The organism is Microvirga sp. HS2 (genome assembly GCF_055792805.1).
In genome coordinates this window covers 17,540-30,997 of the sequence record NZ_JBVVAJ010000004.1, presented here as the reverse complement: position 1 = coordinate 30,997, position 13,458 = coordinate 17,540, and the positions used below count along the sequence as shown (strand labels likewise).

15 protein-coding genes and 1 tRNA gene are annotated in these 13,458 nt (G+C 62.9%); 8 read left to right on the top strand and 8 right to left on the bottom strand.

The genetic code is table 11. From position 1 onward, the window contains the following. Positions 1-205: 205 nt before the first annotated feature. From ACS5Q0_RS05165 to ACS5Q0_RS05155, 3 genes are all read right to left on the bottom strand, one after another. Positions 206-592 carry a DUF1622 domain-containing protein gene (locus tag ACS5Q0_RS05165; RefSeq protein ID WP_473125539.1) on the bottom strand — a complete coding sequence of 129 codons (387 nt, stop codon included), beginning with the start codon at positions 590-592 and terminating at the stop codon, positions 206-208. A gap of 78 nt (positions 593-670) precedes the next feature. Next, on the bottom strand, positions 671-874 hold the full coding sequence (locus ACS5Q0_RS05160; RefSeq protein WP_473125538.1) for a YgaP family membrane protein: 204 nt from the start codon (positions 872-874) through the stop codon (positions 671-673). A gap of 109 nt (positions 875-983) precedes the next feature. Next, positions 984-1,688 (bottom strand): L,D-transpeptidase, encoded by a 705-nt coding sequence (locus ACS5Q0_RS05155; RefSeq protein WP_473125537.1) that lies wholly within the window; start codon positions 1,686-1,688, stop codon positions 984-986. 286 nt (positions 1,689-1,974) lie between these two features. Between ACS5Q0_RS05155 and ACS5Q0_RS05150 the strand changes: the two genes are divergently transcribed. Together ACS5Q0_RS05150 and ACS5Q0_RS05145 are read left to right on the top strand one after the other, a co-directional pair. After that, positions 1,975-2,553, top strand: coding sequence for a tyrosine phosphatase family protein (locus tag ACS5Q0_RS05150; RefSeq protein WP_473125536.1), 579 nt, complete (start codon positions 1,975-1,977; stop codon positions 2,551-2,553). A gap of 172 nt (positions 2,554-2,725) precedes the next feature. Further along, entirely contained in the window at positions 2,726-3,148 is a 423-nt protein-coding gene (locus ACS5Q0_RS05145) for a VOC family protein (protein ID WP_473125535.1), read from the top strand. A gap of 50 nt (positions 3,149-3,198) precedes the next feature. On the opposite strand, the gene cueR is transcribed toward ACS5Q0_RS05145, so the two are convergent. Both cueR and ACS5Q0_RS05135 read right to left on the bottom strand, forming a co-directional pair. Continuing rightward, a complete protein-coding gene (gene cueR / locus ACS5Q0_RS05140) occupies positions 3,199-3,645 on the bottom strand; it encodes a Cu(I)-responsive transcriptional regulator (protein ID WP_473125534.1) in 447 nt (148 codons plus the stop codon). Continuing rightward, a complete protein-coding gene (locus ACS5Q0_RS05135; RefSeq protein ID WP_473125533.1) occupies positions 3,642-6,173 on the bottom strand; it encodes a heavy metal translocating P-type ATPase in 2,532 nt (843 codons plus the stop codon). The genes cueR and ACS5Q0_RS05135 overlap by 4 nt, the downstream gene beginning before the upstream one ends. Positions 6,174-6,386: 213 nt before the next feature. Between ACS5Q0_RS05135 and ACS5Q0_RS05130 the strand changes: the two genes are divergently transcribed. After that, complete coding sequence (locus ACS5Q0_RS05130; protein WP_473125532.1) at positions 6,387-7,232, top strand: endonuclease/exonuclease/phosphatase family protein; 846 nt, start codon at positions 6,387-6,389, stop codon at positions 7,230-7,232. 141 nt (positions 7,233-7,373) lie between these two features. Then, the gene (locus ACS5Q0_RS05125; RefSeq protein WP_473125531.1) at positions 7,374-8,183 is read left to right on the top strand and encodes a glycosyltransferase family 2 protein; all 810 of its coding nucleotides are present in this window, start codon (positions 7,374-7,376) and stop codon (positions 8,181-8,183) included. A 9-nt stretch (positions 8,184-8,192) separates the two neighbouring features. On the opposite strand, the gene ACS5Q0_RS05120 is transcribed toward ACS5Q0_RS05125, so the two are convergent. Continuing rightward, positions 8,193-8,546, bottom strand: a complete 354-nt coding sequence (locus tag ACS5Q0_RS05120) for a RidA family protein (protein ID WP_473125530.1) — start codon at positions 8,544-8,546, stop codon at positions 8,193-8,195. Positions 8,547-8,726: 180 nt separating this feature from the next. Here ACS5Q0_RS05120 and ACS5Q0_RS05115 point away from each other — a divergent pair. The 3 genes from ACS5Q0_RS05115 (at position 8,727) to ACS5Q0_RS05105 (ending at position 10,039) form a co-directional block, all read left to right on the top strand. Next, positions 8,727-8,817: transfer RNA gene (locus ACS5Q0_RS05115), tRNA-Ser, on the top strand. A gap of 806 nt (positions 8,818-9,623) precedes the next feature. After that, positions 9,624-9,872: a hypothetical protein gene (locus ACS5Q0_RS05110; RefSeq protein WP_473125529.1), complete on the top strand. Its 249-nt coding sequence runs from the start codon at positions 9,624-9,626 to the stop codon at positions 9,870-9,872. A 32-nt stretch (positions 9,873-9,904) separates the two neighbouring features. Further along, entirely contained in the window at positions 9,905-10,039 is a 135-nt protein-coding gene (locus tag ACS5Q0_RS05105) for a hypothetical protein (RefSeq protein ID WP_473125528.1), read from the top strand. A gap of 181 nt (positions 10,040-10,220) precedes the next feature. Here the strand turns inward: ACS5Q0_RS05105 and ACS5Q0_RS05100 are convergent, their stop codons facing one another. Beyond that, entirely contained in the window at positions 10,221-10,436 is a 216-nt protein-coding gene (locus ACS5Q0_RS05100; protein WP_473125527.1) for a hypothetical protein, read from the bottom strand. A gap of 152 nt (positions 10,437-10,588) precedes the next feature. On the opposite strand from ACS5Q0_RS05100, the gene ACS5Q0_RS05095 reads away from it, so the two are divergent. Beyond that, positions 10,589-10,825, top strand: a complete 237-nt coding sequence (locus tag ACS5Q0_RS05095; RefSeq protein ID WP_473125526.1) for a hypothetical protein — start codon at positions 10,589-10,591, stop codon at positions 10,823-10,825. A gap of 157 nt (positions 10,826-10,982) precedes the next feature. Here the strand turns inward: ACS5Q0_RS05095 and ACS5Q0_RS05090 are convergent, their stop codons facing one another. Further along, a complete protein-coding gene (locus tag ACS5Q0_RS05090) occupies positions 10,983-13,286 on the bottom strand; it encodes a VCBS domain-containing protein (RefSeq protein WP_473125525.1) in 2,304 nt (767 codons plus the stop codon). Positions 13,287-13,458: the final 172 nt, after the last annotated feature.

Below are 13,458 nucleotides of genomic sequence, written 5' to 3'. Positions count from 1 at the left end.
TCGGGCCAGGAGAAAAGGCTGCTTCACGTCAAAAGGAAAACCTGCCGGAGAGGATCGCTGGCTGATGTGTGCGATCACACGCCATCCACACACCGGTGGGGCGAAGGGAAAAGGCAGATTGTGGGAGCCGACGGACGCTTGAAGGGCGGCGGCGGCTTGCGGGCCGGTTTGTTTTCTTATGAGCGGAATTCCGCTCCGTCAACCGTCAAGCTACGCGTGGGCTGCTCTTATCGTCAGGCTTGCTCTTGTGCCGCTCCCATGGCCAGCGCCCTTCGATCTCCACTTCGAGGGAGAAGCTCAAGAACGTGCGGATGAGCACGATGCCGCCAAGGATCAGCAGGCTATCGATGGACGGCTCGATGGCGACCGTATTGATGATGTCGGCGGCGACGAGAAATTCGAGGCCGAGCAGGATCGCTCGCCCGAGATTGGAACGGTAGTCTCCGAAGGCCTCATCCCACCGGCGCCCGTGCAGGACTTGCCAGAGAACTGAGAGCGTCGCCCCCAGAGTGCCGAGAACGATGATGGCGATGCCGCCCACTTCGATGGCGCGCGTGGTGAACCTCAGGGCCTGCGGGAACCAGTCGTCCATGGGCAATCCTTTGCATGGAGCATGGACGTTGATTCATAGGACAGCGCGCACAGGCCTCCAGAGGAGGGGGCCGTTCGCTCAGGTGAAACCGGGCTTGCTGGGAAGCCCGAGGCGTTTGAACATCATCACGACGGGGCAGAAACCCGTAAATGAGGCCTGCACGAGATGGGCGCCGAGAAGTCCGGTGAGCCAGAGCCAATTGAGGTTGACGTAAACGGCGAGCAGGACGCTGACGATAATGAGCCCGCCGACGGTCAGAAGGATCGCGCGTTCGACAGTCATGGCATGCCTCCAGCAGAGACGTACCGATGATACATCAAGACGGGCACAGTCACAAAGACAAGGGCCGGTCGGAGACCGGCCCTTGATCCATGGTCGAGGAGGCGTCTGCTCAGTAGTAGGAGACGCGGGCCTCTTCCGGTTCGACGTCGTTGAAGGGGCTGCGACCGTTCAGCACCACCACCGGCGAGCCGACGGGCACGCGGTTGTAGAGATCGATCACGTCCTGATTGAACATGCGGATGCAGCCGGAGGAGACCGATTGGCCGATCGACCAGGGCTCCGTCGTGCCGTGGATGCGGTACATGGTGTCGGCGCCGTTGTTGTAGAGATAGAGCGCGCGGGCGCCGAGCGGGTTCTGAAGGCCGCCCGGCATGCCGCTGGCCCACGGGCGGTTGCGCTCGGGCTCGCGCTTGATCATCGCGGCGGTGGGCGTCCAGTTGGGCCAAGTGGCCTTTCGGCCGATGCGGGCCCGGCCGGCCCAGGCCATGCCTTCCTTGCCGACGCCGATGCCATAGCGGATGGCGCGGCCGCCCTCGCGGACGAGGTAGAGATAACGAGCCTGCGTATCGACCACGACGGTGCCGGGCTCCTCGCGGCCGTAATAGGCGACCTCCCGGCGCAGGAAGCGCGAGTCGACTTCGGAGATATCGGTGGCGGGAAGCGGATGCGACTCGTCCGGACGCGCGCCGTACATGGCCATGTAGGCAGGGTCGATGCGGCGGGCCGCCTGCTGCGGTGGAGCCGACGTGGTGACACAGGCGGCGAGCGCCATCGGGAGAAGCAGGACGCAGAAGCGGATGGCGTTTCGCAACATGGGCAAGCGTGGGGCCGTAAGAGCAAACATCAGTGGGGGAGGCTCGCAGTTTCTGGTTTTTTCGCTTTTGCCGCCAGCATTTGGTGGCGGCGGCGGTACGTATCCGAAGATTTCATAGCCTAGCTGGTGACAACAAGGTGTTACCGCAATGGCAAAAATGTGGCTGAGCCGAGCTGTGATCAAAAGGACACAATCATTTGGCAGGATTGAAAGTATTCCCCCGGGATGAGTACAACGTTCGCGCAGGGCCATGCGACTGGCGACTTCCCTTTCAACGAGTGACGCGATGCAATCTCTCTCCGTTTCCATGCTGACGATCTGCGGGATCTCCGAATTGCCGGAGCAGAAGGAGAGGGCCGTGACGCATGTGCTCTCGATCCTCGATCCGGACCATCCCGATCCGGAGGCCTTCGGCGCCTACGATCCCCATCACCGCACGATCCTGCGCTTCCACGACATCATCAATCCCATCGAGGGCATGATCCTGCCGCAGCCCGAGCATGTGGAGGCCGTGCTGCGCTTCGGCGACGAGGTGGCGGCGGGCAGGGCGCAGCGCACGGAAGGGCACCTGCTCGTCCATTGCCACATGGGCATCTCCCGTTCGACCGCCGCGATGCTCACGCTCATGGCGCAGAGCATTCCTGACGAAAGCGAGGACCGCCTCTTCGAGCGCCTGGTCGAGATCAGGCCCCAGGCCTGGCCGAACTCGCGCATGATCGCCTTCGCCGACGACCTCCTGTCCCGCAACGGCCGCCTCGTCGATGCGCTGCGCCGGCACTATGGCTTCCAGATCCGGCGCACGCCCGAGTTCGCGCAGTGGATGCAGGACCTCGGCCGAGGCCGTGAAGTCGACATGGCGGCTTGATCCGGGTTGACCGGGAGGCAGAGGCGGGTACTCTCCCCCTGTCGAAAAAGGCGGACCGGTTTGGTTAGCCCGGTCGCTTCCTGCGGGAAGTTCTGACTGGCGCGAATGCGCCAAGTCCCATGACGTGAGCCCTGGCGCATGGTGCGTCAGGACAACGTAGGGACATGACTCGATGCAACAACAAGTATCCGTCGTCACGCTCGGCGTGCGCGATCTCGCCCGCTCGCGCCGCTTTTATGTCGAAGGTTTCGGCTGGAGCCCTGTCTTCGAGAACGAAGACATCATCTTTTACCAGATGAACGGTTTCGTCCTCGGAACCTGGATTCGGAGCGCCCTCGCGGCGGACATGCAACGCGAGGATCTCGCCGCCCACGGCGCATATTCTCTCGCCCACAATGTCGCCTTCCGCGAGGATGTGCAGGCCACCTTGGAGCGGCTGTCCCGTTCGGGCGGCAGGATCATGCGGCCGGCCGACGCGCCGCCCCATGGGGGCATGCGAGGCTATGTGGCCGATCCCGACGAGCATGCATGGGAGATCGCGTGGAATCCCGCATGGGCCATCGACGCCCAGGGACATGTGACATTCGGCGTGTAGGAACCGCCGCACCCGCCGTCGGAAGGCGGCGGGTGCATTGTCTCAGCCTCTCAAGCCTTGCCCAAAGCGCCGAAGCGCGCATCCGCCTTGGCGTGGACGGGCAGGGGTTCCTCGCTCGCGAGCTCCTCGAGAATGGGGCAGTGCGGGCGCGAATCCCCGCAGCAATTCTCGGCGAGATGCTTCAGGGTCGAGGCCATCTCCTGCAATTCGCGGATCTTGCGCTCGAGCACGTCCACATGGCCGAGGGCGATGGCCTTCACGTCCTTGCTCGCGCGCTCGCGGTCGCGCCACAGCGAGACGAGATCGGCGATCTGCTCCACCGAAAAGCCGAGATCGCGCGCACGGCGGATGAAGCGCAGCGTATGCACGTCGTCGTGCGAATAGACGCGGTACCCCGCTTCCGTGCGCACGGTCTTGGGGACGAGGCCGATGGATTCGTAGTACCGGATCATCTTGGCGGAAACGCCGGAGGCCGAAGCTGCTTGTCCGATATTCATGCCGCACCTCCTGCGGTTTGGACGAGTGGTTGTTGGCTCTGCCGCGACTCGATGGGGGCCTTGAAGCGGCGCAGGCGCAGCGCGTTGCCGACCACGAACACGCTGGAGAGCGCCATGGCGGCCGCCGCGACGATGGGCGAGAGCAGGGTGCTGTCGAAGGGATAGAGCACGCCCGCGGCCACGGGGATCAGCACCACGTTGTAGGCGAAGGCCCAGAACAGGTTCTGCCCGATATTGCGGATCGTCGCCTTCGACAGGGCGATGGCATTGACGACGCCGCGCACGTCGCCCGACATGAGCACCACGTCCGCGCTCTCGATGGCGATGTCCGTGCCCGTGCCGATGGCGATGCCGATATCGGCTTCGGCGAGGGCGGGCGCGTCGTTGATGCCGTCGCCCACGAAGGCAATGCGGCCGTGGGCTTCGCGCAGGCGTTTCACTACATCCACCTTGCCTTCGGGCAGCACCTCGGCGACCACTTCGTCGATGCCGATGCGCCGCGCGATGGCTTCCGCGGTCTTGCGGTTATCGCCGGTGATCATCGCCACTTTGAGTCCGATGGCGTGCAAGGCGGCGATGGCTTCGGGCGTCGAGTCCTTGATCGGATCGGCCACGGCGACGATGGCTGCGAGCTTTCCGTCGATAGCGGCATAGAGCGGGCTCTTGCCCTCCGCGCCGAGGCGGGCCGCCGTGTCGGCGAAGACGGCGACATCGAGCCCGAGCTTCCGCATGAAGCGATCCGCGCCGACATCAATCTTGCGGCCCTCCACCATGGCCGAGACGCCGAAGCCGGGCACGGCCTCGAAGCTGTCGAGGGCGGGAAGCGTGAGACCCCGCCGCTCGGCGGCCGCGACGATGGCCTGCGCGATCGGATGCTCGGAGCGGGCCTCCACAGCCGCGGCGAGCCTCAGCGCGTCCGCCTCGGAGAAGCCTTCGGCGGTCACGAAATCCGTCAGATCGGGGCGACCCTGCGTGAGCGTGCCCGTCTTGTCGAGGGCGACGACGCCGACCTCCTTCAGGCTCTGCAGCGCCTCGCCCTGGCGGAAGAGCACGCCGAGTTCCGCGGCGCGGCCCGTGCCGACCATGATCGAGGTCGGGGTCGCCAGGCCCATGGCGCAGGGGCAGGCGATGATGAGTACAGCCACCGCGTTGACGAGCGCGAAGGTGAGGGCAGGCTCCGGCCCGAAGACGAGCCAGATGGCGAAGGTCAGCGCCGCCGCCGCCATGACGGCGGGCACGAACCATGCGGTGATTTTGTCGACCATCGCCTGGATCGGGAGCTTCGAGCCCTGCGCCTGCTCCACCATGCGGATGATTTGGGACAGGACCGTGTCCGCACCGATGCGCGTGGCGCGGAAGGTGAAGCTGCCGGTCTTGTTGATCGTGCCGCCGACGACTTCCGCGCCCTGCGACTTCTGGACCGGCACGGGTTCGCCGGTGATCATGGATTCGTCGACGAAGGAGGAGCCGTCCAGCACCTCGCCGTCGACGGGCACCTTCTCGCCCGGGCGCACCTGCACGATGTCGCCGACGAGCACCTGATCGAGCGGGATCTCCCGCGCGGCGCCGTCGCGGATCACGCGGGCGGTCTTCGGAGCGAGGCCGACGAGGCGCTTGATGGCCTCGGAGGTACGGCCCTTGGCCTTGGCCTCCAGAAAGCGGCCGAGCAGGATCAGCGTCACGATCACGGCGGCGGCCTCGTAATAGACATTGGCCATGCCGGCCGGCAGCACTCCGGGGAGGAAGGTCGCCACCACCGAATAGGCGTAGGCCGCGCTGGTCCCGAGGACGACGAGGGAGTTCATGTCCGGCGCTCCGCGCAGCAGGGCGGGAACGCCCTTCCGGAAGAAGCGCAGGCCCGGGCCGAACAGGACCAGGGTGGTCAGGGCGAATTGCAGATACCAGCTGGTCTGGTGGCCAAGGCTGTTCATGACCCAGTCGTGGATGGCCTCGATGAAGTGCGAGCCCATCTCGATCACGAAGACCGGCAGGGTGAGGACGGCCGCGATGGTCAGCGCACGCCTGAGTCCCGAGATCTCGGCCTCGCGGGCCGCGCGCTCCCGGTCCGTCTGGTCCTGGCTCTGGCGGATCTCGCCGGCCTCGTAGCCCGTCGCATCGACGGCCGCGATCATGCTGGCCACCACGTCGGCGCCGCCGAGATAATCGACGCTGGCGCGCTCGGTCGCGAGGTTCACATGGGCTTCCACCACGCCGGGAACGCGCTTGAGCGCCTTCTCGACACGGCCGACGCACGATGCGCAGGTCATGCCCGTGATCGCGAGGTCCACATGGTTCTTCGCGGGCTCGTAGCCCGCGGCCCGGATCGCTTCGGCCACGGCCTGGGGATCAGCCTGATCGGCCGCGAAGGAGACGCGTGCCCGCTCCGTCGCCAGGTTCACGTTGGCGGCGGTCACGCCGGGAACCGCGCGGATGGCCTTCTCGACGCGGCCGACGCAGGAGGCGCAGCTCATTCCCTGGATGGGAATGTCGAAGCTCTCCGGGGCGGTGGAACGGTTGGGGGTGGCCATCTCGAATCTCCTGATCCCTATATAGGGGCAAGGTGTAATCCTTCCAATCATGGGAAGGTCAAGCCGCCTTTACGGTTGCGTTTTCCAGGAACTTGGGCGGATCGTGGGCCATTGTTCCGACATGTTCGCGCCATAGGTCGCGGGCTGTCGCCGCATGCCTGCAGGGAGGACATGCATGTCCATCGTCACCATTGATCGAGCTGGTACCGACCTTTGAAGCACAGCCAACACCAGGGGCGCCCCTTCCGAATCCTCACCTACAACGTTCACCGCTGGCTGGGCACCGATCGAAAGATCTCGCCAACGCGGACGGCAGAGGTCATCGCGGCCTGCGAGCCGGATATCGTCGCGCTTCAGGAGGTACGGGTCGGCCGCACGAGGGCGGGGGAGGCCGACCAAGCCGCCGTGGTGGCGGAGAAGCTCGGGATGGATCTTCATTTCCAGCCCACGATCCGGATCCTGGGGGAGCAGTACGGGATCGCCATCCTCACCAAGCATCCCGCCTACCTCGTGAAGTCCGGGCGGCTGCCGACCCAATCGACCAGGCCCTCCTTCGAGAAGCGGAGCGCCTTGTGGGTGCGCACTGAGATCGACGGGCAAGTGGTCAATGTCATCAATGCCCACCTGTCCCTCCGCTCTGGCGAGCGCCGGGCCCAGGCGACGGCGCTGGTGGGGCCCGACTGGATCGGGCATCCCGAATGTGCCGATCCGGCGGTCCTGCTCGGAGATTTCAACGCGCCGCCCTATTCGCGCTCCTACCGGATGATCGCCGATCGGCTGCGGGACGCGCAGCTTTCGAGCGCTCATGGGGAGCCGCAACCGACCTTTCACACCCGCGCGCCCCTGCTGCGCCTCGACCATGTCTTCGTCACCAGCTCGGTGGAGGTGATGAATGCCGCTCCGGTCCGGACCGTGCTCACCCGGGTCGCGTCGGACCATTTCCCCCTGCTCGCGGAACTGCGGGTGCGAAGCCATGCCAAGGTCCTCGCCCCCGGCCGCAGAGAGGCACCGCAGGGAGAGCTTCTTTCCTCGGCGCAGAATACCGCTCCGGAGCGGTAGGGGGGCGCCGCGCCTCTCCCCAGCTCAAGCTTGGATGCCGCGAGATGCCTCGGGCCAAAAAACAACACGGGACGGCAAGGGCGCGCTAAGGACTTGGAACCTCTTGCCATCTTTCCTGAGGGCGGCTAGGCACCCGTTGCCATGCTTCCACTCTCCGTCTTCATCATTGCCAAGAACGAGGCCGACCGGATCGGAGCGACCATCCGCGCCGTTCGCGACCTGACGGATGATCTGGTCGTTATCGACTCGGGCTCGACCGACGGGACCCAGGCGGTCGCCGAGGAGCTGGGTGCGCGGGTGATCTTCAATCCGTGGCCGGGCTACGGCCAGCAGAAGCGCTTCGGCGAGGACCAGTGCCGCCATGAATGGCTGCTCAACCTCGACGCGGACGAGGAGCTCTCGCCGGCCTTGCGAGAGGAGATCAGGGCCCTTTTCACGAAGGGCGAACCGCCCCGGCAGGCCTATGGCATCCGCATCGCCGAGACCTATCCCGGCGAGGCCGCGCCGCATCCTCTGGCATACCGGATCGCGCCCGTCCGGCTCTATCGCCGCGATGCGGGCCGCTACTCGACGTCCCTGGTCCATGACCGGGTCGAGCTGAGGCCGGGCACGAAGGTCGGAAAGCTTAAAGGTCTGGTCCACCACCGCTCGATCCGCTCGCTCGGGGACCAGATCGCCAAGCTCAATTTCTACACGGACCAGCTCGCCCTCGACCTCGAGGTGAGGGGAGTCTCCATCCCCACGTGGCGGGTCTATTTCGAATTCCCGGCGGCCTTCATCAAGGCCTATTTCGGGCGCCTGCACTTCCTGCGGGGGACCTACGGCTTCCTCATCGCCATGAACTACGCCATCTGGCGCCACCTGCGCCTGGCGAAGCACTATGAGAAGAAGCGCCTGAACTCGATGGCGAAGGCCCCCAAGGCCGAGCAGGCCCGAACGCCTTCGCCGTAACGCGCCTCGTCAGAGCGCCGCCGTGACCTGGATCTCGAGCGCATAGGCTGGATCGGCGAGCCTCGCCTGAACGCAGGCCCGCGCGGGCGTGTGGCCCGGCACGACCCAGGCGTCCCAGACCGCGTTCATCTCGTCATAGGACGCCATGTCCGTCAGCCAGATCGTGGCCTGCAGGAGCTTGGACTTGTCGCTGCCGATCTCGGTCAGGGACTGCTCGATCTGCGCCAGCACGTCCCGGGTCTGCTCCGTGACCGTCCCTTCCAGGGTGGTCTCGGGCACATAGCCTGAGAAATAGGCTGTGTTCCCATGGATCACGAGGTCGCTGTAACGGGCGGCAACGCCGATCCGCTTGATGTCTGCCACGTCAGGCTCCTTTCGTTTCTGCGATGGCGCCTCCTACCATGGGGAGGACCGTACGGCCCAGGTCCCGCCCGCGGTTTTCCCTCTGTGCGGGATGCTTTTTGGCCTTGACGAAGGGCGGCCGTTCGCGTCTATTGCGCCACCAACGAAGCAGGCTTGTCACGCACTCGCCCCTTCGCGAACGGAGACGTGGCCGAGAGGCTGAAGGCACTCGTTTGCTAAATGAGCATACCCCAAAAGGGTATCGAGGGTTCGAATCCCTCCGTCTCCGCCACTTACCTTTGCTAAGTTACTGCGAGTTATAGTGGATTTGGTGAGAGGGGATAACAAACCCCACCGCCTTCCCCACCTGCGGCGATAACATAGCCCTGTTGGTACTGCAGTTTTCAACAACAGCCTAGCTCGCGCAAGCTAAGCAGCGCAGTGACCACGATTTCAGGCGGATTACCCCTTTCGAATTTGAGCCAAGTGGTCACGCTTCCGGCAACATCCGTGGTGGCAACGATTCTGGAGGCTCGCCGATGCCCGCCAACGACAACTCGCCGGTCCCACAGACCGTCTTGGTTGCACGGCCTGTTTATCCTTCCAAGCCGCGCCGCTGAAAATCAGCCACCACGTCCAACCTGGGTGAGAGGCCGGTCCCTCAGGTCGCAGAATTTACCGCTCCGAACGGTGGCTGGAGCCAAGCCGAATCGGCCATCAGAGGTCTTGCGGTATCACGTCCGGGAATGGATCACGGGAGTTCCTGCCGGGTGACCGCACTGGGGTACTATGCCGCTTGTGCCATTAGCGCCAATAGCTCTCCCGGCCTTCTCGCGCGAACTTGGCTCGGATTGACGACGGTGCTTGGCTAGCCAGAGCTGTTGCGGCAGCCCTTTTACCTGCATCTGCTGGTGACTTGAAGGGGCCACGAGAAGGGATGATCTGGCTGGATTCTCGATCTCGGGGTTGCAGGTTATCATCGTGAACCGAGACCACCGCCCGGCTGCCAGAAAGCAGCACGATTCTCGCGCTCGCCAGTCCCTCTTGGCCGGTCAGGCGCTCCCTGTCTGATCGCAGTCCCTGAAAGGAGCCACGCCGATGCCAAAAGAGCCTATCGCCCGTGACCAGATCAGAGCGATGACCAGCTTTACAGTCGGAACCCTGGACGAGCGGGACGCGATGATGGTGATCGAGTATGCCGCGACACCGGAGGATTATGCTGCTGGCATCCGGCAGAAGCTGTCCATCGCTATGACGCCGAAGCAGGCGCGAGAGTTAGCCGAAGGGCTGCTGATGGCCGCAGACTCAGCCAGCATGGGGCAGCCCTCGTCGGAAGCGCCGAATTGAGACCCGTCCCGTCTCGCGCACTTAAGGCTGTCATGGACGCCATCAGTGATCTCAAGATCGATCTCGACGCATCGCCTCCACGCTCGCACGCGATTTCGGTCGCCGAATCTGCTCCCCCTCAAGCGGAGCAGACCAGCGTCAGGCTGGAAGCCATGATCACGCTATAGAGCCGCGGCAAACATAAGTTAATGAAAAGTTACTGGTCTGTTGCGTTCCCGACAGACGGACGACCGCCGAAGCAGCATAGTCAAATCAAAATAAACAGAGACTCTAGGGGCGCTGCATCATTGCCAGCAAACTGCCAAGCATTCTCTCAGGACAATGGCAGGGCTGCAAGTTTGGGGTGCTTCAATGACAAGCAAGAAGCGGAAGCTGCCACCGCGTACCCGTCGGCGTGCTGCTAGGCTTGAGCGCCAGCTGGCAACTATCGAGGCGCAAATTGCACGTCTCGAAAACGATCAGCAGTTGCGCCTTGCCGAGCAGGATCATTTTCTCCTCTGGAAGCGGCCAGTGCTCTTTAGGACTTGGCACCCAGAGACGCTGCACTAGGCTCTCAATCGCCAAGCCCCATTCCTGCCTTCGTGCAGAGCCTCACCAGAGCCTCGCGGAGCACAGCCGCGCGAGGGGTGGATGACCCGGTAGGAACAACAAGAACCTGGAGGATGATGATGCTTCCCAGCTCGGACAAAAGCCTGACCTCAAGAATGCCTCAGCAGATGACAGGCATCTACTCGTCCGACGTTCTGCCGCTGATGCAGTCGCTGTTGCGGGCCTTGGCCGATTTCGATTTCGAGTTCAGCAAGGACCTGGAAACGGTCCAGCAGAGCGGGGTGGAGGAATCTGTGAAGCAGACGACAATCACCACACTCAAAATGCGCCATCAGGAGCGGCGCACTCCCTATGTGCGACAGGTCAACCAGTTGGAGATGCATATCCAACTGATCTTTGCATGAAATTGTAGAGGCACTCGGCAGCAAAGAAGGCAACGGCTATTCGGGTATCATGAAATCCGCTGTTCAGTCACCACTCTCGCCTGGATCGAGCCCTAACAGGCCGTAGCAAGGTGATGCCCGGGCTATGGCGTCCGGGCATCCACTAATGCTAAGTTTGTTAGAAAAACAAGACGTAGTTGGTCAATGCGGACTTCGTCAGGTTCACCCCTACAAGTTCAACTTCGCCCAGATTCTCAACGAAGATAATCGTGTTCCCGTTGACCGTCGTCGCGCTCCAATTCTGCGTCGTCTGAGGATTCAGCACGTCGAAGCAAAGCATGTCACCTTGTGCAATGCTGAAGTCCATCACCTGATCACGATTGCCTGCTCCCGTTCCTGTCTCGTCAGCCCGAAAGAAGAACCGGTCCGCACCCTCCTGGCCCCAGAGCTTGTCGACACCAGCGCCGCCATAGAGATCGTCATCCCCTGTGTTGCCGAAGATCTGATCGGCTCCAGTACCGCCGAAGATGACATCCTTCCCGCCAAGACCATAGATCACGTCGGTCGGTGTAGGGGTTGACGAACCGTTCAAAGGGCTGTCGGCGGAGTTTTTGCCTACGATGATGTTGAACGAGTAGTCGGTCCCTGCCGCTCCATCGGCCGCTGTGACGGTCAGATGGTATACCGAGTCCGGTGAAAGATTGCTCAGAACTTTGAGGTCCGAGCCGGTCAGTTGAAACAGGCTGCTGACCGATGTGCTTGAGCCGTCTAGAGTGGCGGATTTGAGGGTATAGGTAATCCCAATCCCATTGTTCGGGCTCGTATCGGTCGCCGAGAATGAGCCAAGCACCTTTCCGGTCAGATCGGACGGTGGCCCTGCGTTCGAAATAGCCGTCGCATTGAAGGTCACGTTGGTCGGAGCCGTTGAGGTTATCGGCTCGTCGGCACCATTGACCGTGATGACGATCGAGTGCGGGGTCCCGTCCTCGGCCTGGATCGCGAACGTCTCGGTCTTGTGATCCGCAGAGGTCAGGTTCTGAACCACCGACGTGCTGTTATTCAGCGTATAGATCCAGTTGCCATCCGCCAGCAGGGCGAGCGAGCCATAGGTGCCGGTGAATGTGCCAGCCTTGAACGAGTCCTGGCCGTCCTCATCGGAGATGGTGAGCAGGCCCTTGGTCGTGGTTGTGCCGTCCTCGGTTACCTGACCTGTATTCTGGCCTCCGAAGATAGGTAAATCGTTTACGTTCTCGATCGTGTGCGCCGCGCCTTCGAACACCGTCGTGCCGCCGCGCGCATCGGTGGTGGTCGCCACCACGCGCACGTCCTTGTCGACCAGGCTCTGGTCGTCCGGGATGCTCAGCGTGTCGGTGTTCTGGCCGCTGATGTCGGTCCAGGTGGTGCCGTCGAAAACCTGCCACTGGTAGGTCGTGGAGGTGATCGCCCCGTCCTCATCGGTGGCGGACAGCGCCGCCGTCAGGCTGCCGCCTTCCTGCGCCGTGCCGGTGTAGCTGAACGAGCCGGTGGCCTCGTCCTCGACGTTCTCGATCGTGTGCGCCGCGCCTTCGAACACCGTCGTGCCGCCGCGCGCATCGGTGGTGGTCGCCACCACGCGCACGTCCTTGTCGACCAGGCTCTGGTCGTCCGGGATGCTCAGCGTGTCGGTGTTCTGGCCGCTGATGTCGGTCCAGGTGGTGCCGTCGAAAACCTGCCACTGGTAGGTCGTGGAGGTGATCGCCCCGTCCTCATCGGTGGCGGACAGCGCCGCCGTCAGGCTGCCGCCTTCCTGCGCCGTGCCGGTGTAGCTGAACGAGCCGGTGGCCTCGTCCTCGACGTTCTCGACAATTAGCTTGAAGGTACTGGATACCGAGAGCAGGCCATCGTTTGCCGTGACTTTGAGGATAAGTTCGCCGTTGAAGTTCTGCGGTGGAGTGCCCGAGAAAGTCTGAGTTGCGGCGTTGAACGTGAGCCATGAGGGCAGGGAGGCATCGTTCGCGAGAGTTGCGGTGTAGGTCAGGCTCGCGCTGTCGGCATCTGTAATTTTGCCGGCGATGGAGAAGGATACTGGGTGATCTTCTTGGAAGGTTTGGTCACTGAGGTGCATAACTGGCGCTTCATTAAGATCAGCGTACCAGCGCTCTTGCGACACCTTCCCGGTGGTAACCTCAATCGAGTCCTTCGTACTAAATAATGCGTCCAGCGTAGCTTGATCTATCGTAATCGTCACCCCGCCGGACTTGTACGAGATGGTCGGCAGAAAGGATGCACTATTCTGGTTGATGGCAACAGTGAATTGCCCATCTGAGAAGGAATAGCCCTTCGTAGCCAGCCAGCTTTGTACGGCGTCGTTATTAAAAACCGAGGTAAGCCACGCCGTATAATTTGTAGAGAACTCGCTCTGGGTGATTTTTTCGACGTAGATACCTTTCGCGGCGAGGTATTCGGTGAACGTTAGAGGAAGATCAGCAGTGGAAAGAAGCATTCGAAAACTCATGTTCTGTCGCTCGCACGCAAGGCCATCCTCGTGTGCTCGGGCCTTTGTTGAAGGAGTGAAATGGCTTTCGCCGAGGTTGGTCGAACAGGCGTCAGAACTGCAGTCCTGCGCTCCTTAAGCGACTTGCCCTGTCTTTTTTGCAAAACCGCTGCGATGCGGG